General features: G+C 70.5%; 15 protein-coding genes and 1 tRNA gene. 7 read left to right on the forward strand and 9 right to left on the reverse strand.

The genetic code is table 11. From position 1 onward, the window contains the following. The first annotated feature begins 23 nt into the window (after window positions 1-23). Complete coding sequence (locus tag ACOZ38_RS32525; RefSeq protein WP_424534888.1) at window positions 24-2,405, forward strand: helicase-associated domain-containing protein; 2,382 nt, start codon at window positions 24-26, stop codon at window positions 2,403-2,405. An 84-nt stretch (window positions 2,406-2,489) separates the two neighbouring features. On the opposite strand, the gene ACOZ38_RS32530 is transcribed toward ACOZ38_RS32525, so the two are convergent. After that, entirely contained in the window at window positions 2,490-5,033 is a 2,544-nt protein-coding gene (locus ACOZ38_RS32530; protein ID WP_424534889.1) for a penicillin acylase family protein, read from the reverse strand. A gap of 194 nt (window positions 5,034-5,227) precedes the next feature. Here ACOZ38_RS32530 and ACOZ38_RS32535 point away from each other — a divergent pair, with 194 nt between their 5' ends. Beyond that, window positions 5,228-6,205, forward strand: coding sequence for an endonuclease/exonuclease/phosphatase family protein (locus ACOZ38_RS32535; RefSeq protein WP_424534890.1), 978 nt, complete (start codon window positions 5,228-5,230; stop codon window positions 6,203-6,205). Window positions 6,206-6,214: 9 nt separating this feature from the next. Here the strand turns inward: ACOZ38_RS32535 and ACOZ38_RS32540 are convergent, their stop codons facing one another. The 3 genes from ACOZ38_RS32540 to ACOZ38_RS32550 all read right to left on the reverse strand — a co-directional run bounded on the left by ACOZ38_RS32540 (window position 6,215) and on the right by ACOZ38_RS32550 (window position 8,315). Next, window positions 6,215-6,532 (reverse strand): ArsR/SmtB family transcription factor, encoded by a 318-nt coding sequence (locus ACOZ38_RS32540; protein ID WP_424534891.1) that lies wholly within the window; start codon window positions 6,530-6,532, stop codon window positions 6,215-6,217. A gap of 188 nt (window positions 6,533-6,720) precedes the next feature. Next, entirely contained in the window at window positions 6,721-7,539 is an 819-nt protein-coding gene (locus tag ACOZ38_RS32545; protein ID WP_405139498.1) for an SAM-dependent methyltransferase, read from the reverse strand. Between the two features lie 221 nt (window positions 7,540-7,760). Beyond that, on the reverse strand, window positions 7,761-8,315 hold the full coding sequence (locus tag ACOZ38_RS32550; RefSeq protein ID WP_424534892.1) for a DUF1349 domain-containing protein: 555 nt from the start codon (window positions 8,313-8,315) through the stop codon (window positions 7,761-7,763). 107 nt (window positions 8,316-8,422) lie between these two features. Between ACOZ38_RS32550 and ACOZ38_RS32555 the strand changes: the two genes are divergently transcribed. Continuing rightward, window positions 8,423-8,743: a GroES family chaperonin gene (locus ACOZ38_RS32555; RefSeq protein ID WP_424534893.1), complete on the forward strand. Its 321-nt coding sequence runs from the start codon at window positions 8,423-8,425 to the stop codon at window positions 8,741-8,743. An 81-nt stretch (window positions 8,744-8,824) separates the two neighbouring features. Continuing rightward, on the forward strand, window positions 8,825-10,333 hold the full coding sequence (locus ACOZ38_RS32560; protein WP_424534894.1) for a protein kinase domain-containing protein: 1,509 nt from the start codon (window positions 8,825-8,827) through the stop codon (window positions 10,331-10,333). A gap of 33 nt (window positions 10,334-10,366) precedes the next feature. Here the strand turns inward: ACOZ38_RS32560 and ACOZ38_RS32565 are convergent, their stop codons facing one another. The 3 genes from ACOZ38_RS32565 to ACOZ38_RS32575 form a co-directional block, all read right to left on the reverse strand. Next, window positions 10,367-11,206 (reverse strand): esterase/lipase family protein, encoded by an 840-nt coding sequence (locus ACOZ38_RS32565; protein ID WP_424534895.1) that lies wholly within the window; start codon window positions 11,204-11,206, stop codon window positions 10,367-10,369. Between the two features lie 182 nt (window positions 11,207-11,388). After that, window positions 11,389-12,588: a PucR family transcriptional regulator gene (locus tag ACOZ38_RS32570; protein WP_424534896.1), complete on the reverse strand. Its 1,200-nt coding sequence runs from the start codon at window positions 12,586-12,588 to the stop codon at window positions 11,389-11,391. A gap of 198 nt (window positions 12,589-12,786) precedes the next feature. Beyond that, on the reverse strand, window positions 12,787-13,209 hold the full coding sequence (locus ACOZ38_RS32575) for a TIGR02611 family protein (RefSeq protein ID WP_424534897.1): 423 nt from the start codon (window positions 13,207-13,209) through the stop codon (window positions 12,787-12,789). A 401-nt stretch (window positions 13,210-13,610) separates the two neighbouring features. Here ACOZ38_RS32575 and ACOZ38_RS32580 point away from each other — a divergent pair, with 401 nt between their 5' ends. Next, window positions 13,611-14,672, forward strand: coding sequence for a hypothetical protein (locus tag ACOZ38_RS32580; protein ID WP_424534898.1), 1,062 nt, complete (start codon window positions 13,611-13,613; stop codon window positions 14,670-14,672). 94 nt (window positions 14,673-14,766) lie between these two features. Here the strand turns inward: ACOZ38_RS32580 and ACOZ38_RS32585 are convergent, their stop codons facing one another. Next, the gene (locus ACOZ38_RS32585; protein ID WP_424534899.1) at window positions 14,767-17,982 is read right to left on the reverse strand and encodes a cellulose binding domain-containing protein; all 3,216 of its coding nucleotides are present in this window, start codon (window positions 17,980-17,982) and stop codon (window positions 14,767-14,769) included. Window positions 17,983-18,516: 534 nt separating this feature from the next. Between ACOZ38_RS32585 and ACOZ38_RS32590 the strand changes: the two genes are divergently transcribed. Both ACOZ38_RS32590 and ACOZ38_RS32595 read left to right on the forward strand, forming a co-directional pair. Next, window positions 18,517-19,611, forward strand: a complete 1,095-nt coding sequence (locus ACOZ38_RS32590) for a cellulose binding domain-containing protein (RefSeq protein ID WP_424534900.1) — start codon at window positions 18,517-18,519, stop codon at window positions 19,609-19,611. A gap of 264 nt (window positions 19,612-19,875) precedes the next feature. Further along, a tRNA-Ile gene (locus tag ACOZ38_RS32595) sits at window positions 19,876-19,949 on the forward strand. A gap of 70 nt (window positions 19,950-20,019) precedes the next feature. On the opposite strand, the gene ACOZ38_RS32600 is transcribed toward ACOZ38_RS32595, so the two are convergent. After that, window positions 20,020-20,694, reverse strand: coding sequence for a DUF305 domain-containing protein (locus ACOZ38_RS32600; protein ID WP_424534901.1), 675 nt, complete (start codon window positions 20,692-20,694; stop codon window positions 20,020-20,022). Window positions 20,695-20,721 lie beyond the last annotated feature (27 nt).

The following is a 20,721-nucleotide window of genomic DNA, read 5'->3' on the forward strand; positions in this document are numbered from 1 at the left end:
CGCGAGACCTTCGAGAGACTGTGATGGATGATCACCTGCTCGACTGGTTGACGACCCTTGATGAAGAGCGGCTCTCCCGCGTCCTGGCCAACCGCCCGGACGCGATCGCCGCACCCTGGCCGCGCCGCCTCGACACGCTCGCACGGCGCCTGAGCGACAACTTCGCCGTCATGGAGGTCATGCGCGGGCTGCCCCTGCCCCCGCTGGAGATCCTGCAGGCGTCCCTGGTCATCGGCGAGCGCGCCACCGGTGACGAGCTCGCGCGCTTCCTCGGGGTGACCAGGGCCGAGGTCATGCCCTGGCTGGACGGCCTGTTCGACCACGCCCTCGCCTGGCCGGGGCCGGACGGCCGCCTCCACCTGGCCGAGGCCGTCGCCCGCTGGTGGACCGCCCCGTGCGGGCTCGGCGACCCCCTCGTCACCTACCTCGACTCCTGGACCCTGAACGCCGAGGGCCTGCGCCGCATGAGCCGCGCCCTCGGGCTGCCCGCCCAGGGCGGCAGGCGCCAGCTCATGACCCGCGTCACGGCGGTGCTCGGCGACGCCGACCGGCTGGCCGCCGTGCTGGCAGGCGCGCCCGACGGCACGGTGAGCCTGCTCGACGAGTTCGCGTGGGACGGGCCGGTGCGCGGGGTCGACGGCAACCGCTTCGTCTCCCCCGGCTCCCCCGAGAAGTGGGCGGCGGACCGCGGGCTGCTCTACCGCACCCAGTGGGACATCGCCGAGATGCCCCGCGAGGTCGCGCTCGCGCTGCGCGGCCCCGACTACCATCCTCCCTTCACCCCCGAGCCGCCCCAGCTCGGCACGGTGCCCGCCGACCCCGAGGCCGTCGACCACGCGCTGTGCCTGGCCGCGCCGCACGCCGTCGACCGGGCGGCCGCCCTGCTGGAGAACACCGACAAGGTCCCGCTCCCCCTGCTCAAGGGTGGCGGCGTCGGGGTCCGCGAGGTGCGCCGGGTCATCAAGGAGACCGGCTGCACCGAGGAGGAGACCCGGCTGCTGCTGGAGGTCTGCGCCGTGGCGCGGCTGCTCGCCTGGGACGAGACGGCGGGCGGCCTGATCCCGACCAAGCGGTTCGACGCCTGGCGGCTGGAGGACGCCCCCGCGCGGCTGCGGGTGCTGCTCGCCGCGTGGTGGCGCATGGAGCGCTCGTCGCTGCGCCGCACCGCCGGCAGGTATCCGACGGTGCTCAGCGACGACCCGGCCGGGGAGACCGTGGCGCGCATCCGCTGGGCCGTGCTCGCCACGCTGGCCGCCCTGCCCCCGGACACGGCGTTCGCGAGCCTGCCCGAGCTCGTGCAGGCCGTGCACTGGCGGGCACCGCTGCTCGACGGGGAGCTCCTGGCGGAGTGCTGCCCCGCCATCCTCGCGGAGGCTCGCCTGCTCGGCCTCGTCACCTCCGACACGCTGACCGCTCTCGGGCGGGCGCTGGCGGCCCTCGGCTCGGCCGTGGCCGGTGACGAGCAGGACGAGACGGTGCCCGAGATCGAGCGCGATCCCGGCCTGGTGGAGTCCTCGGTGCACGCGCTCGCGGGCGCGCAGCGCACCGCGCTGTTCGGGGCCGACCTGACGGCCGTCGTGACCGGGCCTCCCGCCGCCGAGCTGTCGGGCCTGCTCGACCGCGCGGCCGAGCGCGAGTCGCAGGGCGCCGCGTCGGTGTGGCGGTTCACCGCCGCCAGCGTGCGCCGGGCCCTGGACGCGGGCTACTCCGCCGACTCGCTGCTGGAGGAGCTCCGTACGGCGGGCACCCTCCCGCAACCGCTGACGTACCTCGTCAAGGACGTGGCGCGGCGGTACGGCGAGGTCACGGTCACCACGGTCGGCTGCATCATCCAGGGCTCCGACCCCGGGCTGCTGGCCGAGATCGCCGCGCACCGCCGCCTGGCCAAGCTCGGGCTGCGGCTGCTCGCGCCCACCGTGCTCGCCGGCTCCGCTCCGGCCGACCGCACGCTCGCCGCGCTGCGCGACGCCGGGTACGCCCCGGTGCCCGTGGACGACACCGGGGAGATCACGATCAGGCGCGAGCCGCAGGGCGGGCGGCTGATCCTGCTGCCCGGCGGCCGGGTGGCCGAGCTGGAGGAGCCGCAGGCCCCCGTCGCCGAGCCGCCTCCCGACCCCCGCGAGCACGCCAGGCGCCTGATGGAGACCCGTGAGCAGGAGCGCCACACCGGGCAGACCTGGGCGGTGATCGGGCGCATGGCGACCCGCCTGCCCACGGCGCAGCAGTCCCTGCTGGGGTTCGTCGTCGACCGGGGGGTGCGCGCGCTGATCACGCTGTCCGACGGGCTCACCGCGACGATCAGCCACGGCGAGCTGCGGCGCGGCGTGCTCGACGCCTGGTGCGAGGAGGCGGGCGACTACCTGGAGTTCCCCCTGGCAGAGATCTCCTCGGTGACGAGCGGCTAGCGTCACCGCCCAAGCCGATGGCGCCGACGGTCACCACGACAGGACCCGCGTCCGGGTGAAGGGCCCCGGACCGCTCGCCCGTCTCTAGGGGATGAGCGTGAGCGTGTTCACCGCGTCCTTCCGTACGGCCGCCTCGGTCTGGCGCATCGGGGTCGAAGCCCCGTCCGCCCAGATGGGCGCCTGGTCGTCGTAGTTCGCGTGGAAGGCGTGCCCGGAGGCGCCGGTCAGGTTGGCCCAGCGTGAGCGGTCGAGGTCGGCGAGGTCCACGACCATCCGCATCGACGGCACCCAGTTGACCTCGTAGCCCTCGGTGGCGTCCCAGCCGGTGGCGTCGACCGCGTCCTTGCCCCCGGCCAGCTTCAGCGGGCCCCGGTTGAACAGCCACTCGATCGGGCCGATGCCGGAGGTCCCGAAGGTCTCGTTGGTCAGTTCCAGGGTGTGCAGGTCGCCCCAGTGCCAGTCCGCGGGCAGATCCCCCAGCGCGGCCCTGAGCTCCTTGGTGGCGTCGGTCATCGCCGCGCGGAGCACGTCGTCGCGGTTCTCCACCCTGTCCTTGGTGCTGACGTCGTCCCACCACGGGTCGGTGGGCTTGTCGAGGAGCGAGCGCACCACCTCGTACCAGCGGTCGCCGCCGCCCGCGCGGCCGCCTTCCGGCAGCTCGTCGTCGAAGGCGCGTTCGAGCAGGTGGCTCCAGACGGCGTTGAAGTAGGCGGCCCCGGAGGAGTCACGGCTCTGGGTGAAGTCCCATGCCGAGAGCAGGTCCTTGATCTCGCCGCCGCCGTCGAGGGGGATGCCCGCCCGCAGCAGGTACGGCACGAGCACGGGCGCCAGCGTGTTGGACGAGTCCATCTGGATGTCCCGCATCGTGTCGGCCGAGACCTTGCCCTTGGCCGTCGCCTCCTTGATCCGGTCCACGATGCGCTGGGAGCGGTAGCCGTAGGACCAGTCGGAGGTCAGGAACCGTCTGTAGGACGGGCCGATGGCCGCGTTGTTGGCGGTGGCGATGAACCCCTCCGGCGGGTTGTACGCCATGGGCAGCTCTTCGAAGGGGATGAACCCGGTCCACTCCTCGTCGCCGGTCCATCCCTTCGCCGGCCACTGGCCGTCGCCCTTGGACCTGACGGGGATCCGGCCGGGAGCCTGGTAGCCGATGTTGCCGTCTACATCCGCATAAATCATGTTCTGGGCGGGGGCCTCGAAGTACGACGCCGCCTTCCTGAACTGGTCGAAGTTCGAGGCCGTGTCCAGCAGGAGCAGGGCGTCGGCCGTACGGCCCGGGTCGAGCGCGGTCCAGCGGAGGGCGACCTCCACGTCGTGCCCGCCGGCCGCGAGCCTGCCGGTCTCCCCCGCCTGCTTCCCCGCACCCGGCTCCCCGGCGTTTCCGGCCGCGCCGGGCAGCGCGTCCCCGGCACTGGCGAGCACGCCGGAGATGATCGGCCCGTGCCGGGTCGACCGCACGGTCAGCTTCTCGGACGGCCGTCCGGCGACCTTGATCTCCTCGGTGCGGGTCTCCATGGGCAGCCACTCGCCCTTGGCCTCGTAGGTCTCCCCCTTGGTGCGCTCAAGGTAGAGGTCGGTGACGTCGGGGCCGAGGTTGGTGAAGCCCCAGGCGACCCGGTCGTTGTGCCCGATCACGACGCCGGGGAGACCGGAGAAGGTGTAGCCGACGACGTCGTAGGGGCACGCGGCGGACTTCACCCGGCAGTGCAGCCCGGCCTGGTACCAGATGGACGGAATGCGCGGCCCGAGATGCGGGTCGTTGGCCAGCAGGGGCTTGCCCGTGTCGGTGTGCGCGCCGCCCACGACCCAGGAGTTCGAGCCGATCCCCGCGTGGTCCGCCCCGGCCGTGCCGAGCAGGGAGGGCACGGCCCGCAGCGTCCGCGACACCTCCGCGAGGGCCCGCGACGACACCGTGGCCCGCGTCTCCCCCTCGGAGGCCTTCGCCGCGGCCTTGGGATCGAACCCGCCGTCCCGTACGGCTCCCGCCGTGACGATCGGCTGGTGCCTGTCGAACGGGTAGGCCGGGAACAGCTCCTTGACCCGGTCCACGGGCACCGCGGAGGCGTCGATGGCGCGCTCCAGCTCGTCGTCCATGTTGGAGCGCAGGTCCCAGGCCATCGCCTTGAGCCATGCCAGCGAGTCGGCGGGGGTCCACGGCTCCGGTGTGTAGGAGCCGTTGGTCAGCTTGAGCACGGCGTATTCGAGGCTCCGGTCGGCGAAACCCTGGTGCTGCCCCATCCAGGCGTTGACGCCCGCCGCGTACTCGTCCAGGGCCTCGCGCGTGCCGGGGCCGAGCAGGCCGACCTCCTTCTCCGCCGTCCGCCGCCAGCCGAGCGTGCGCACCACCTTGTCCACGTCGAGCGTGGACGTGCCGAACAGCTCCGACAGGCGGCCCGCGGTGGTCTTGCGGCGGAAGTCCATCTCCCAGAACCGGTCCTGGGCGTGGACGTAGCCCTGTGCCCTGAACAGGTCCTTCGGGTCGTCCGCGTAGATCTGCGGGATGCCGTGGCGGTCACGCAGGACGGTCACCTTCGCGCTCAGGCCGGGGAGCCGGAGCTCGCCGTCGAGCTGCGGGAAGGACCTTCGTACCGTCCAGACGCCCACCCCGGCGAGGACGAGCGCCAGCACCAGGACGGCGGTGAGGATGCGTGCCCCCCATCGAAGCGGACGGGAGAACCGAGCAAAGGGAGCAATCCTCAAGATTCACGGACCTTTCACGACATGTGCGCATCACAGTATCGACCCTGCGCTATGTGCGATTGATTACCGAGTGGCCGCTGTTTGACAACCGTCCAAGGCCCCGCCGCTGCGACAATCACGGCATGATCCACGAATCCACCCCCAGACGGCGGTGGTGGTGGGTGACCGCCCTGGTGTGGCTACTGGTCGCCCCGTTCGCCGTGTGGACGGTGCTGCGTCTCGCCGGATGGGACGTCGGCCTGTACTGGATCCAGCTCATCGCCTTCACCCCGCTGGTCGCCGCCGCCTCGCCCGTCGCGCCCCTGGCCGCCCTGCTCCTGCGCCGGTGGCCGGCGGCGGTGGCGGGCGCGCTCGTGACGGCGGTGCTCGCGGCGTGCGTGCTGCCGAGGGCGCTCCCGGAGGCCAACCCTCCAGACGGCGGCCGCGAGCTGCGGGTCATGTCCACCAACATGGCGGTCGGCGCGGCGTCCGCCGGGGAGATCGTCGGCCTGGCGCGGCGGCTGAATCCGGACGTGCTGATGGTCCAGGAGCTCACACCCGCCGCCGTTGAGGTCCTGAAGAAAGCGGGGCTGGAGAAGCTGCTGCCGAACCGGTCGGGCTCCCCGGCCGGTGGACCCTGGGGGTCCGGTATCTACGCGCGGTTCCCGCTCCGCGCGCCGTCCGTCATCGCCTACGGGAACTTCCGGCAGGCCGAGGCCGTGGTTCGAGTGCCCGGGGGTCCGGAGGTGTACGTGGCGTCGGTGCATCCGTGCGCGCCGCGCTTCGACTACAAGGTGTGGTGCTGGGCCAAGGGCATCCAGGCGCTCCCCGCCGCCGAGCCGCGCGGGGTCGTACGCGTGCTGGCCGGCGACTTCAACGCCACGCTCGACCACGGGGTGCTGAGGCGGCTACTCGGGACGGGCTATCGCGACGCCGCCGACGTCACCGGCCAGGGCCTGTCGCCGACCTGGCCCGCGAAGGGATGGAAGCCGATCCCGGGGGTGACGCTGGACCACGTGCTCGCCGACCCGCGCGTCGGGGTCCGCGCGTACAGCACCCACCTGGTGCCGCTGACCGACCACCGCACGATCTTCGCGCGACTGGTGCTTCCCCGGGGCTGAGCGCTCTGGTCAGTCGTCCAGGCCTGGCATGGAGTCCAGGTGGCGCTCCAGGGCGTCGAGGCGGCTCGCCCACATGCGGCGGTACGGCTCCAGCCACTCGTGCACCTCGGCGAGCGGCTCGGGGCGGAGCTCGTAGACGCGCCGCTGGGCGTCAGGGCGCATCCGGACGAGACCCGCCTCGCGGAGCACCTTGAGATGCTTGGAGGTGCCGGGCTGGGTCAGCCCGAGCTCCTCGACCAGCTCGCCCACGGCCCTCGGCCGCTCGAGCAGCAGGTCGAGGATGCGGCGGCGGTGGGGTTCGGCCAGCACGGTGAAGGCGGTAGCCATGGAACGATGATAACTCCCATGGCATATAGCCACAAGGAAATAGACGCGCACCGTCGCGGCGGTGGGAGACCGGCCTCGCCGACGGCCGGCGGTCGGCCTCAGGTGGCCAGAGGGCGACCTGGGGTGGTCAGAGAGCGGCCTCGGGCGGCAGGGGGCGGCTGAGGTGGTCAGGGGGCGGCCTGAGGTGGTCAGGGGGCGGCCTTGCGGGCGACTCCGCCGACCAGCCAGGCCTTCTCCGGACGGTGGACGTTCAGGGGGTTGTCCGGGCGCCACTGCCGTATGTAGACCAGCCCGGGATCGACCAGCTCCATGCCTTCGAAGAAGCCCGCGACCTGGGCGCGCGTGCGGCCGGCGCCCTCCGTGCGGCCGAGCACCCGATGGTAGACGTCCACGATCGGCCCCGCCGCCTCGGGGCGGGAGTCGAAGACCGCGTGAATGACGACCAGGTGGCTGCCGACCGGCATCAGGTCGCGCAGCTCCGCCACGCGCTTGAAGGGGTCGTCCACGTCGGGGATGAACTGCAGCGCGCTGATGACCACGACGGCGAAGGGCCGATCGACGTCGATCACCCGCCGCAGGCCGGGGTCCGCGAGCAGCTCGGCGGGGTGGAGGATGTCGCCCTCGACGACACCGGTGCGCTCGTCGGTGGCGAGCAGCGCCCGCGAGTGCGAGAGCACGACCGGATCGGTGGACACGTACACCACCCGCGCGTCGGGCGTCAGCGACTGGGCGACCTGGTGGGTGTTCTGCTGGCCGGGGATCCCGGCTCCGACGTTGACGAACTGCGTGACGCCCTGCTCCACGAGATAGTGGATCACCCGGCCTTGGAAGGCCTGGCTCTCCCTCGCCATGGTGCGGATCTCGGGGGCCACGGCCAGGATCTGCTCGGCCGCCTCGCGGTCGGCGGCGAAGTTGTCCTTGCCGTCGAGGAAGTAATTGGCGATGCGGGCGTAGTTCGGGGCGCTGGTGTCCAGACCCGCCGGTGCCCGCCTGGTCTCGTCAGTCACGCTTCAACCCCTCAGCCGCGCGCGGGATCACGGGCGATGTAACGGCCGAGGTATGGCGATAAACCATCAAGACCACCACAAACACCCGAATCCATCGCAGGCAACCAACATATCCATATTACGGTCTTACGACCCGGCAACTCTCCGGATGATAGATAACTTTCTTACCGAAAATCGGGGCATAGCGGACAAAACCCATAAATCGGGTCGCATTCGGGCCGTCAGGAGAGCTTCAAAGAGGTGAACCGGGTCTCGAAGCCCTCGCCCATGGGAGCCGCGCACATGATGCCCGCCAGGGCCGGGACCGACGGCGGGAAGTAGGCGAGGCGCAGCATGGTGAGGGGCTCCGCGCCGTCGAGCCCGTACTTCACGATCACGGTGTCGCCCTCGCGCGCCAGCTCCAGGCTCACCGACTCGACCGGGCCGGAGACCGGCAGGATGGACCAGTCGGAGAAGTCCCTGGTCACCACCGCGCTGATGTTGATCTTCCCGTCGACGTACTCGACGCCCGCCTTGATCCAGTTCTTCTCGTCCACGCGGAGCATGGCGCCCGCCTGGTCGTACTGCTCGGCGTAGGACGCCCGGAAGGTCGTGGTCACGCGCACGTCGCCGGGCACGACCTTGCCGAACATGTGGGCGGTGTCGTAGGTGTACCCGTAATGGGTGACCCGCCAGGCGTCGGTGCGCGCGTCGGCGGTGACCCGGAGATCATCACCCGCCGACCACTTCGCGGGCTCGTTGACCCACTGCCATTCGCTGAAGTCCTCGGTCATCATGCCTCCTCGCGGCCACCCTACAGATCATGTCAATGGGAGCGCTCCCAGCTCACGGGACCGGACGAAGGCGCGTCACCGCGCACCCCGCGGCCGAATAAGCTGCGAAGGTGGCTGACCCGAAATTCGAGATCCAGATGCTCCATGATCGCGTCATGGTCAAGGTCGAGCCGGAGTCCGAGGAGCGCCGCAGCTCGGCGGGCATCGTCATCCCGGCCACCGTCACCCTGGCGAACCGGCTGGTGTGGGGCGAGGTGTGCGGCGTCGGCGCCAACGCCCGGCTGGTCAAGGTGGGCGACAAGGTGCTGTTCAACTCCGAGGACCAATACGAGGTCGAGGTCCACGGCCAGGTCTACCTCGTCATGCGCGAGCGCGACCTGCACGCCCTGGCCACCCCGCAGTCCGAGCAGGGCACCGGCCTGTACCTCTGACGGCTTCCGCGCCGCCCCTCCGCCCGCGCCGTGATCGCCGGGTAGCGTGGCCGTTGCCGAGGGGAAGGACCGGAGGGGCCGATGCCGGACATCACGCCGTTGCTCCATGGAGACCCGCACGAGGCCGGCGGATACCGGCTGGAGGGACGCCTCGGCGCGGGCGGGCAGGGTGTCGTGTACCTCGGGCGCAAGGCCGGGGGCGAGCCGGTCGCGGTCAAGCTGCTCCGCGCCGGTCTGACGGCCGACGACGAGACCCGCCACCGCTTCGCCCGCGAGATCGCCGCCGCGCGCCGGGTCGCGCCGTTCTGCGTGGCCCAGGTGCTCGACGCCGACCCGGACGCCGCCCAGCCCTACATCGTCACCGAGTACGTCCCGGGGCCCTCGCTGGAACGGGCCGGGGTCCGCTCCGGCCCCGACCTGCATCGCCTGGCGGTCGCGACCGCCACGGCGCTCGCCGCGGTGCACGAGGCCGGCATCGTCCACCGCGACTTCAAGCCGGCGAACGTCCTGCTCGGCCCGGACGGTCCCCGGGTGATCGACTTCGGCATCGCGCGGGCGCTTGAGGGCTCGGCGACGCTCAGCAGCCGCATCGTCGGCACCCCCGCGTACATGGCGCCCGAGCAGCTCGCGGGGGCGGCGATCGGCCCGGCCGCCGACGTGTTCGCCTGGGGCGGCGTGATCGTGTACGCGGCGGTCGGGCGCCCGCCGTTCGGGGAGGACGCCCTGCCCGCGGTGATGAACCGCATCCTCACCGCGCCGCCCGACCTCGGGCCGCTCACCGAGCCTCTGCGGTCGATCGTGGCCGACGCGCTCGCCAAGGACCCTGCCGCCCGGCCCACGATGATCGACATCCACCTCCGCCTGCTCGGCCGGGTCGTCCCCGTCGCCGGACCGCCCCCGGCCCTCGCTCCCCTGACACCGGCACCCGCGGCGACGGCACCCGTGGCGCCTCGCCCGCGCCGGCGAGGGGTGCTGCTCGGCGTGAGCCTTGCGGTGCTGGCGGCCGGGGTCACGGCGGCGGTGCTCGTACCTGCCGTCGGCGGGAACGCCAGGGGCGTCACCGTCACGACCACCGGCCCCTCGGCGCCGTCCGGCACGCCGCCCCCGGTCCCCTCCCCCACCGCGACGCCCGCCGCCGCGACTCCCGACGGATCGACCGCGACGCCGCCCGGGCCCACCGGGTCGGCCACGACGTCGCCTGCTCCCACTGAGCCGGGCGCCACTCCCCGGGCTTCGAGCGGGGCCGCCGCCTTCCCCGCGGGGTTCGCGGGAGTGTGGCGCGGCCGGGTGAAGTACGACCCCGGAGCCACCGACTCCCTCGTCCTGACGGTCAGGGACGGCGCCACGACGGTCACCGAGGCGTTCCTCGAATACCGCTGCACGGGCACCTCGAAGCTCGTGCGGGTCAACGGGGACACCGCGACGCTCAAGCGGGTGAGCATGCGCGGCAACTGCGTGCGCAACGGCACGATCACCCTCACCCTCGGCGCGGACGGCAGGCTGGAGTTCGCGTACTCGGGCCACGGGGAGAACGAAGCGAGCCGCGAGGTGTACTTCACCATGTACGCCAAGCTGAAGCGGGACTCCTAGGACCTCGGCCCCGGGAGTCCCGCCCGTTTCTATTCAGCCCAGCGGGTTGAGGCAGTTGATCCGCCCGTGTGCGGACGAGGGGTCCAGCTCGTTGAGCACCATCTTCTGGACCACGGGGTCGACGATCACGCCCACGTGGGCGCTGAGGTCGAACGGGCACGCGTCCTGGAGCAGCAGGTTCCGCACCCCCGCTCCGCGGAGGTACGCCGAGGTGTACGGGGTGACCACCTCGTCGTACCTGGTGGTGATCACCGAGTAGTCCACGCCCGGCACCGTGTCGCCGCCGGAGTTGAGGTTCGCCAGGAAGGCCGAGCCGGCGATCTGCTGGCCGCAGGCGGGGCAGGCGTCGGTGACGGGGCCGGTGAGACCGAGCAGGTTGCCGAGCGCGACCAGGCCGCTGAGACCGGTGCCGTGGTTGGAGGGCACGATGCCGACCAGCCTGCGCACCTTGGCAGCGCCGCCGAGGAACTTCAGGTAGAAACGCGGCATCATGCCGCCCTGGGAGTGGCCGACGATGTCCACCTCGGGCGTCTGGGTCGCCGCGAGCACCCGGTCGACGAAGGCCGAGAGCTGGTCGGCCGAGCGGGCGATGTCCCCGGTGCCCTGGATGAGGGCGTCCTGCGTGCCTCCGTAGTTGAGCGCGAAGACGCAGTAGCCGTTCCTCTTGAGCACGGGCGCGATCTTCAGCCAGTTCAGGGCCATGTTCTCGAAGGTCCCGTGGACGAGCACCACCGGACGCGGATGGGCTGCCGAGGGCCTGCACGTCCAGTCGTTCGCCCCCGCCGGGGAGGTCTCCGCGTGCGCGGTGCCGGTGAACGCCGAGGAGAGCAGCACTGCCCCGACCAATGCCGAGACGACGACTCGCAAACGCATGACTTTCCTGCCTTCCAGCCATTAACAGCCTGTTTCGGCTGAATGCCAGAAAAGTTAAGCGAGTCGCGAGTGAATAACATTGTCCCGGGCAATGAAAGGTACCCGGCGCCGTATCACGTGAATGACAAAACAGCATGTCAGGCATGCCGAAGAGAACTCACCTACATATCCGTGCAGCCCTTTCAGCGCTGTACGGACCGCGCGGCCAGAGCCCTGGCGCGGAGTGCTATTTCCAGCTCGAAACGGTCGTTCGGCGCCTTGAGCTGGTCGCTGAACAGTTCCGTCGCCTGCCGGAGCCGGTAACGCACCGTCTGCGGATGGATGTGCAGCCGTGACGCCACCTCGTTGGCGTTGTAGCCGCTCTGCAGCCACGCCAGCAGCGTCTCGGCGATGCGGTCGCGCTGTGCGGGGCGCAGCTCGCGCAGCGGCGCCAGCCTCACGCGCCTCATCACCCTGATCAGCGCCTCATCCCTGAAGATGATGAGTGTGGACAGGTGGTCGGCGCAGCGGACGACCTGGTCACACGCCAGCACCCCCCGGCGGGCCAGCGCGAGCGCCTCGCGCGCCAGGCGCAGCGAGTGCGCCGCCTCGTTCACCGGCACCGGCGGGCCGAGGACGACGTACCAGTCCCTCAGCGCGACGTCGAGGATCCTCGTGCGGCCGGGGCCCTCGGGGTCGGGCACGACGAGGCAAGGGTCGGACCGGTCGAGATCGGACAGGACGTCCGGCGGGAGGGCGGGCCTGGCGCCGGCGCCCGGCGACCGGGCGGCCATCGCGACCCCCGCGGCGGTCCTCGGCACCGCCCACCGCACCGCCCTGGCCAGGTCCTCCACGGCCCGGGGGTCGGCGGGCGGGTCGGACACCAGCAGGTCGAGCAGGCGACGGCGGCGCAGCTCCAGCTCACCCGCAACCTTGACCTGCGCCTCGGCGTACCCCTCGGCCGCGGCGGCGGCGATCTCGTCCAGGTACACGAGGATCACCTCGCCCACCTCGCACAGACGCTGCCGTGAGAGGTTCAGCCTCTCGGACTCCAGGGCGAGCCGCCGCCAGGCCACCCGGGCGCAGATGCGCAGCGCCGCCTGGAGCGAGTCGAGCGGGCGGCCCTCGTTGGCCTCGCCCTTGCCGATCGCGCGGTAGACCTCCAGCAGCCTGCCCCTGCCGGCGCCGTTCTCGGCCGCCCGGTCGAGGAATTGCTTGAGCGCCTCCTCCACCGCCCGCCGCACGGCCCTGACGTACTTCTCGTCGCCCGGCCTTGAGTACTCGGGCACGCTCGCCTGGATGTCGCCGATCATCTCCTCGGTGAGATCGGCGAGGTGGGCCCGGATGACGTCCGCGAACTCGCGGGGCACAGAGGACGGCGCGGGTGCCGCGACGGCGCTCACACGCGTCCCTGGATGGCGCTCACCTGATGCACCTCTTGTCCGGTGAGGATCTCTGATGCCGGACGTTACTCCGAAGACGCGAGGTTATTTATGCTTTCCCTCACATTTCTCGGACAGTTGACGCGCACTCAGGTGACAAAGCGTCACCCGGCTCACCAAGGGAATCGCGGCTCACACCGGGCCGGAACCGCCGTTCGGTCACGTCACGAACTGGCGGGCCTCTTCGATGAGGTCGATGCCGAGGCTGACCCTGATCATGAACCACACGATCACGGCGGCGGCGGCCAGCGTCACGGCCCCCACCAGGATGCGCACGGGCCACCCCTGGCGTTTGAGCCACTCGGTCCAGCTCGACAGGGTCCTCTTGCCGAACTCCAGCAGCCGGTGGGCCCACACGAACTCGGTCGCGAGCACGGCGAGGCCGGCGAACACGATCAGCCACCCGGGGCCGGGCAGCGGCACCAGGATCAGGCCGCCGATCACCAGCGCGGCCCCCACCACGCCGATGACGACCTTCAGCGTCAGGCGGCCCGTGCGCGTCGCGCGCACCCCTTCGAGCCAGCCCTTGAAACCTTCGGCGTTCGAGCCCTCGGAGGCGCCGCCGCGCCTGTCGTCGGTCACGGCCACTAGTGCACCCCCCGGTCGGACCCCCATGTCCTTGTCCACAATAGGTGGGCCCGTCCATGCTCACCTCCTACCGGGGGCAGAACTCGCCGTACGCCTCCAGGCGGAGGCCGTCCGGCGTGTCGACGGCTCCCACCTGCGGGTTTTCGGACGGTCATCCGCCCGCGCCGGTCCTGGCCGATGACTCGCGCAGTTCGGATGAGTCGGCACGGCGGGAAAGGTTGGGTCTTCTCAACGGTCATATGGCGGGTTATCAAAAGCCGTAGAGGTCGTGTGATTCCAGACACTCCATCCTCAACCACTCTCGCCGGGACACCGGCGTCGCGGTCACGTGTGCCAGTCCAAGCCCCGAACGGATGGAGGACGACATGAGTCGGTTACGAAGAGTGATCCTACGGATGCTCTGCATCACGGCCGTGCTCGCAGGCGGGCTCACCTCGGTGAGCACCAGCGCGCAGGCGGCCGTGCCCAATCGCTGGGGATTCGCGTACGTCAACACCACCTCAGGTGTCCCGGACCCGAACCACCAGGCGGGAAGCTGGCCGCCGGGGCCCACCGTCACGGTCACCCCCGGCGGCGCCGGCCAGACGTTCGTGAGGTTCCCGTCGATCGGCATCCCGAGCGGCGGCATCGTGCACGTCACGGCAGTGTCCCAGACCGCCACGTGGTGCCAGGTCCAGAAGTGGTTCCAGTCCGGGCCCGACGAGATCGTGGCGGTGCAGTGCTACAAGTACGGCGGAGGCGCGGTCTTCACGCCGTACACCATCGTCTTCTCCGAGAGCACCGGGCCCGTACCGCTTCCCCAGGCGTTCGCCTACGTGAACTGGAACGGCGCCGCCATCGCCTCGTCGTTCAACTCGGCCCTCGCCCCGAACCTCGTCACGCCGACCGGCGTCGGCGTGTGGACCGTCGACCTGCAGGGCATCGGCTCCACGGGACAGACGGGCAACATCCAGGTCACGGCCGTCGACGCGAGCGTGCCGGCCCGCTGCAAGATCGGCGCCTGGTCGCCGTACACGGGCGGGCAGAAGATCCAGGTGCGGTGCCACAACGCGACGAACGTCCCGCTCAACACCGGGTGGAACCTCACCTACCACCGCGAGCGGGCGATCACCGGGGCGGCGATCCCGCCGAAGAACTTCGCCTACACCTACGACAACGTCCCCGCCAACCCCGGGCCGTACGTGCCGGTGCCGGCGGCGATCAACTACAACTCGCAGGGTTCCTTCAACGACATCCAGACCGCCGGAGTCGGCTTCCGCCTCGTGACCTTCCACAAGGTCGGCGTGCTCCAGGACGACGTGCAGGTCACGGCCTTCGGGCCCGGGCCGGAGTACTGCAACCTGCTCACCCTGTGGAACACCTCGGGCAGCGAGGCGTTCGTGCGCGACATCGTCTGCTACAACGCCGTCACCCCGGTGAACCACCCGTCGATGTCCACCTACGTCTCCGCGTTCTGACCCGCGTCCCTCCGCCCGTCCCGGCGGGCAGGTGACGGGCCCGGTGCCTGGATGGCACCGGGCCCGTCTGCCGGATCGCGGGAAACCGCCTCGGCTAGCTCGCCGTGCAGGTGACCGTCGCGGGGACGGTGTTGGCGGTGGTCCAGGTGCCGCTGAAGCCGAACGACGTCGAGGCGCCGGCCGCGAGGGCCCCGTTGTAGCTCACGTTCTTCACCGTGACGTCCGCCCCGGTCTGGGTCAGCGTGCCGTTCCAGATCTGGGTGATGGTCTGACCGTTGGCGAAGGTCCACTTCACCGTCCAGCCGGTGATCGCCGAGGTGCCGGCGTTCTTGACCGCGACGTCGCCCTGGAAGCCGCCCTGCCAGGAGTTGGTGATGCTGTAGGTGGCCGTGCAGCCGCCGCCGGTCCCGCCGCCGCTGGTGGTGGTGAACGTGACGGGGTTGGAGGCCGCGGAGCTGTTGCCCGCCGCGTCCCGCGCCACCACATAGAACGTGTACGACGTACTCGCCGACAGGCCGGTCAGCGCGAACGAGGTCGAGGTCGCCGTGCCCACCTTGACGTCGGTGGCACCCGCCACCCGGTACACGTCGTACCCGGTCACCCCGACGTTGTCCGTCGAAGCCGTCCACGACAGCGACGCCCCCGACGACGTGATCGACCCCGCCACCGGCGTGCCCGGCTTCGACGGCGCCGTGGTGTCCGTGCCGCCGCCGCTGCTGGTGGTGAACGTGACGGGGTTGGAGGCCGCGGAGCTGTTGCCCGCCGCGTCCCGCGCCACCACATAGAACGTGTACGACGTACTCGCCGACAACCCGGTCAGCGCGAACGACGTGGAGGCCGCCGTGCCCACCAGCACATCGGTGGCACCCGCCTTCCGGTACACGTCGTACCCGGTCACCCCGACGTTGTCCGTTGAGGCCGTCCACGACAGCGACGCGCCCGACGAGGTGATCGACCCCGCCGTAGGCGTGCCCGGCTTGGACGGCGCCGTGGTGTCGGGCGTGCCGCCACCGCCGTTGCGGTCGCCATAGATGATGCCCCGGCCATTGGTGCCGATGTAGACCCGGCCGTAGATCCGCGGGTCGCCGGTCAGCGCCTCGCCGAAGTTGCCGTACTGGTGCTGGTCGTCGTTGATCCGGACCCAGGTGGCCCCGGCGTCGTCGGAGCGGAACACCCCGCGCACCCCGTCGATCTTGGCGACCGTGTAGAGCGCCTGGTACGTCTTGCCCGGCGCGGCCTTGCCGAAGCCGATGTTGTCGGCCTGGGCGACGTTGGCCAGCTTGGTGAAGGAGGCGCCGGAGTTGGTGGAGTGCCACAGGCCGTAGGTGCCGGTGGAGACGCCCCCCGCCAGCCAGATGTCGCCCTCGGTGCCCGGCAGGGCCTTGAAGTGCACGTTCCCGGTCGTCGGGAGCCCGGTGGCGGCGGTCTTGGCGAAGGTCGCGCCGCCGTCGGTGCTGACGTAGAAGTTGCCGGCCGAGAACGCGTAGAACTTGTTCTTGTTGACCCGGTCGGACTCGATCACGGAGTTCGCCGGCACGCCGGACGACTGGGACCAGCTGTTGCCGTACCCGACCGAGTAGACGACCTGGAGGCCGGAGTCGCCCGGCGCCCAGACGAACCTGCTGCCGTCGGCGTTCGCGGCGACCGTCCCGCCGCTGTTGACGCCGCCGGGCTCGGTGCCCTGGAACCAGTTCGCGCCGCCGTCGGTGGAGAACGCCACGTGGCTGTCATTGGGCCGGTCGGAGTCGGTGAAGTTGCCCGCCCTGACCATCACGCTCGGGTTGGCCTCGGCGTAGTCGAGGCTGGTGGTGCTGGTGAACACCGGCTGGGTGAACATCATGGCCGGGACCTTCGTCAGGTCGTTGTGCCGGAACCCGCCGATGTCACCGAGCCCGCTGACCAGCGGCGCGCCGGTCGGCGGGCTGATCAGGTCGAGGACGGCGGTCTCCTCAAGACCGGCGACCATGGGCTTGATGGTGAACTGCGCGCCCGCGGTGTCCCACTTGGTGAGGTCGGTGGTGCCGTAGAGCGTGGCGCCGGTGCCGTACATCATGCGGTCGGAGTTGAACGGGTCGATCTCCATCGACTCGGTCATCCAGCCCAGCTTGGGAGTGACCTCGGGCGGCGAGGGGTTGGCCCCGAAGGTCAGCCAGGGGGACGCCGTGATGTCCATCTTGTAGCGGAACGAGCGGTTGGGGTAGCTGGTGAAGTCCCACACCCGGGTCCAGGTGGCTCCCGAGTCGGTGCTGCGGAAGAAGATGACGTCCGGCCACCACGACATCTGCGTCGCGACCATGAGCGTGCCCGGGTGCTGGCGGTCGACGGTCAGGCCGCTGTAGCCGAAGTAGTCGTCCGCGCTGCTGGAGGGGATCGGGCTGATCTGGGTCCAGGCGCCGGTCGCGGTGGCGTACCGCCACACGTCGCCCTTGCCACCGTCGTACGGGCCGCCGGTGTCGCTGGTGGCGATGTAGAGATAGCCGTTGGTGGTGTCGAGTACGCCCTTGTGCGCGATGTACCCCGTCGGCTGCCCGGCGACCCGCTCCCAGGTGGTGCCGCCGTTGGTGGTGCGGTAGACCGTGTTGGCCTTGTCCGCCACCCCGACGTAGACGGTCTGCGTCGCGTTACCGGCGGTGCCGGTGCGCTTGTCGAACGTCACCCACACGACGCCCTGGTTGTCGCCGTTGTAGGCGTCGCCCGGGGTGGCCACGTAGTTGCCGGCGTTGGGGAAGTTCGTGACCTTCGCCCAGGTGACGCCGGAGTCGGTGCTGCGCCAGAGGCCGTTCCCGCTGGGCGCCCCGAAGTACAGGACGCTGTTCTTGTTGGGGTCGATCGCCAGCCGCTCGCCCATGCCCCGGCCCGGCATGTTGCCGCCGAGCTTGAACGGCAGGGGCGAGGTCTGCCAGGTGGCCCCCTTGTCGCCGGAGCGCAGGATCGCCCCGTTGTTCGGGTCCCAGGAGTTGGTGTACATCCCGGCCGCCACGTAGACCTTGTTCGGGTCCACGGAGTCGGTGGCGAGGCTCACCACACCGTTGAGGCCCCAGTTGTCGTACCCCACCCAGTCGAGCATCGGGGTCCAGGTCTGGGTGGCCTGGTTCCACCGGTAGGCGCCGCCGATGTCGGTGCGGGCGTAGATGAGGTCCTTCTGGGTCTGGTTGAAGATGATCCCCGGCACGAACCCGCCGCCGGCGATCTGAACGTTCTTGTAGGTGTACGGGTCCGACGCGGCGGCCGCCACCGGCGGCGCCTTCACGCCCGCGAGGAAGGACGCGGCCAGCGCCATCGCGAGCATGCTGAGGAGCTTCTTGCGCATGAACGGTTCCCTTCGAATCCCTTCGAAATACGGACAACCGCCATGCACGATCAGGTGGGACCCTGACCGTCGGCCTCCAGCGTGCATGGTTCCCATGAGGCTCCTGACAGCCTCGGCCGCAGGTTCACACAGTCGGGCCCGGCGCGTCAATAGTTTGGGGATTAAACTTTCTCGCCGCTGACCGGGGCGCCGCCGTGCACTACTACTGGATCGGGGCCGTCCCCGCGATGGTCTTCCTCGGCATCGTGATGATGCCGTTCTACTACCGGTCCAAGGTCCACAGCGTGCATCGCCATGATCGTCGTCGGTGCCGTCTTCCTGCTGTGGGAGCGGCTGCGCCCCCTCGACGCCCCCGACGCGTCCCACTCGGAGGAGGAGGACACGGAGCACGGGCCCGCATGACCCGTGCCCGAAATGTAACTTTCAGCGTCAATCGAGGCTGAGGCCCAGGTCAGCACGGCTCCGGCAGGCGGCTTCCTTCTCGGAGAGGGCCCGCGTCCTTACGATCGCGAGGCGGACTACCGGAGGTGAAGGATGGCGACCACGAGGCGTACGCTCCTGGCGATGGTGACGGCCCTGATCGGAGTCCTGGCGTACCTGGTCATCACGCCCGTCCTGCCCGCCCGGGCCGCGACCGTGAAGATCATGCCGCTGGGCGACTCGATCACCGGCTCCCCCGGCTGCTGGCGGGCCCTGCTGTGGAACAAGCTGGCCCAGGGCGGCTACACCGGCCTCGACTTCGTCGGCACCCTGCCGCCCCAGGGGTGCTCGGTGTCCTACGACGGCGACAACGAGGGACACGGCGGCGCGCTCGTCACCAACGTGGCCGACCAGAACCAGCTTCCCGGCTGGCTCTCCGCCACCAAGCCCGACGTCGTGCTGATGCACTTCGGGACCAACGACGTGTGGAGCAACCGCCCGACGGACACGATCCTCGCGGCGTACGGCAAGCTGGTCGACCAGATGCGGGCGAGCAACCCCAACATGAAGATCGTGGTCGCCCAGATCATCCCGATGAACCCCAGCACCTGCGCCGAATGCGGCCAGCGGGCCGTCGCGCTCAACGCCGCGATCCCCGGCTGGGCCTCGTCCAAGACCACCGCGCAGTCACCGATCGTGGTCGTGGACCAGTGGACCGGGTTCAGCACCGCGAGCGACACCTACGACGGGGTGCACCCGAACAGCACGGGCGACCAGAAGATGGCCGACAAGTGGTACCCGGCCCTGACCCGCCTGCTCGGCACGACCCCGCCGCCCACCACCCCGACCCCGACGCCCACCGTGACCCCGACCCCGACTCCCACTCCCACGCCGCCACCGGCGGGCACCGGATGCTCGGCCACGTACAAGGTCACCAACTCCTGGCAGGGCGGGTTCGGCGCCGAGGTGACCGTCAAGAACACCGGCACGGCGGGGATCACCGGCTGGACGGTCAAGTGGACCTTCGCCAACGGCCAGACGGTCACCCAGCTCTGGAACGGGGCCCTGACCCAGAGCGGCAGCGCCGTGACGGTCAAGAACCTCAGCTACAACGGCAGCCTGGGAGCCGGCGCCTCCACCACCTTCGGCTTCAACGGCAGCTGGACCGGCACCAACACCGCCCCCACCCCCACCTGTACAGCCCCCTGACCCCGCTGCCCGCGCGGGCCTTGGTCCCGCTCCTGACGGCCCTTCGGTCCGCTCCGTTCGACCCCTTTGTCCCGTTCCGCACAGCACATCCCGACCCGATCGGGTCCAGGGTGGGCGGCTCATTCCAGGGCGTCAGCCGCCCACCCTGGACCCGATCCACCCCCCGTCCATGACAGGCTCCCCTAAACTTGTGCAGGGACGAGCTAAAGTGAACAACTCCCCAGGCTCACATGGACGCCAACTTATGAGAGACTCCAGGCTTGCGGGGCGGTAGCTCAGCCGGTCAGAGCAGCGGACTCATAATCCGTCGGTCGTGGGTTCAAGTCCCACCCGCCCTACTCCCCCACCTGAGGCAACACCCCTGACCAGGCCCTTTAACGTGTCCCGACCGGGAGAGGGAGCGGCGGGTCAGTTCGGAGTGGGGCCGCCCAGTTGGGCCAGGAGTTTCTGCATGCGGTCGATCTCGATGCGCTGGTCGCCGTCGACATGGGACGCGTAGGTGAAGATCTCCGTTTCCTCGCCGCCGTCGCTGTTGAACAGTTTCTCGACCATCTGGAGCGCGCCCATGTGATGGGCGATCATGTACTGCACGAAGGCCCGGTCGAAGTCTGTGCCGGTGGCCTTCTTCAGTTCGGCGAACTGCTCCTCAGTCAGCATTCCGGGCATGAGCTCCCCGCCCGCGCCGGAGTGATCGTGGTCCGCGCCCGGTACTGTCTGGCCGCGGTCCCGGAGCCAGCGTCGCATCAGCGCGATCTCGTCCTCCTGGGAGGCCTGGATCCGCTTGGCGATCAAAGTGATGTCCCGGTTCGTGCTGCGGGAGGGGACGAGGTCGGTCATTCGCAGCGCCTGGGCGTGGTGCGGGATCATCCCCTGCATGAAGAGCACGTCCGCGGCGGTGAACGGAGCGTTAGCGACCGCTGACGCCGAGCTAGCGGGGAGCGTCTGTCCGGGTGCGCCTGGAGATCCCGGTTGAACGATCACTGGAGCGGTCGGCGCCTTGGGCGTCTCAGTGGTGCATCCGGCGATCACGCCCGTGACCAGCGCTAACATGCCTAGATACCGCAGTGTGGGCAGCGAACTCATTATTTGGGACCTTTTCCGCCTTGCCGG

Source organism: Sphaerisporangium viridialbum, from assembly GCF_049674955.1.
Classification (GTDB): Bacteria; Actinomycetota; Actinomycetes; order Streptosporangiales; family Streptosporangiaceae; genus Sphaerisporangium; species Sphaerisporangium viridialbum.

What these genes read in the sequence shown, in the direction of transcription:
- ACOZ38_RS32600 (WP_424534901.1), bottom strand. Translation starts at nt 20,694, where the DNA reads ATGAGTTCGCTGCCCACACTGCGGTATCTAGGCATGTTAGCGCTGGTC.
- ACOZ38_RS32585 (WP_424534899.1), bottom strand. Translation starts at nt 17,982, where the DNA reads ATGCGCAAGAAGCTCCTCAGCATGCTCGCGATGGCGCTGGCCGCGTCC.
- ACOZ38_RS32580 (WP_424534898.1), top strand. Translation starts at nt 13,611, where the DNA reads ATGCTCTGCATCACGGCCGTGCTCGCAGGCGGGCTCACCTCGGTGAGC.
- ACOZ38_RS32535 (WP_424534890.1), top strand. Translation starts at nt 5,228, where the DNA reads ATGATCCACGAATCCACCCCCAGACGGCGGTGGTGGTGGGTGACCGCC.
- ACOZ38_RS32590 (WP_424534900.1), top strand. Translation starts at nt 18,517, where the DNA reads ATGGCGACCACGAGGCGTACGCTCCTGGCGATGGTGACGGCCCTGATC.
- ACOZ38_RS32565 (WP_424534895.1), bottom strand. Translation starts at nt 11,206, where the DNA reads ATGCGTTTGCGAGTCGTCGTCTCGGCATTGGTCGGGGCAGTGCTGCTC.
- ACOZ38_RS32550 (WP_424534892.1), bottom strand. Translation starts at nt 8,315, where the DNA reads ATGATGACCGAGGACTTCAGCGAATGGCAGTGGGTCAACGAGCCCGCG.
- ACOZ38_RS32560 (WP_424534894.1), top strand. Translation starts at nt 8,825, where the DNA reads ATGCCGGACATCACGCCGTTGCTCCATGGAGACCCGCACGAGGCCGGC.
- ACOZ38_RS32540 (WP_424534891.1), bottom strand. Translation starts at nt 6,532, where the DNA reads ATGGCTACCGCCTTCACCGTGCTGGCCGAACCCCACCGCCGCCGCATC.
- ACOZ38_RS32525 (WP_424534888.1), top strand. Translation starts at nt 24, where the DNA reads ATGGATGATCACCTGCTCGACTGGTTGACGACCCTTGATGAAGAGCGG.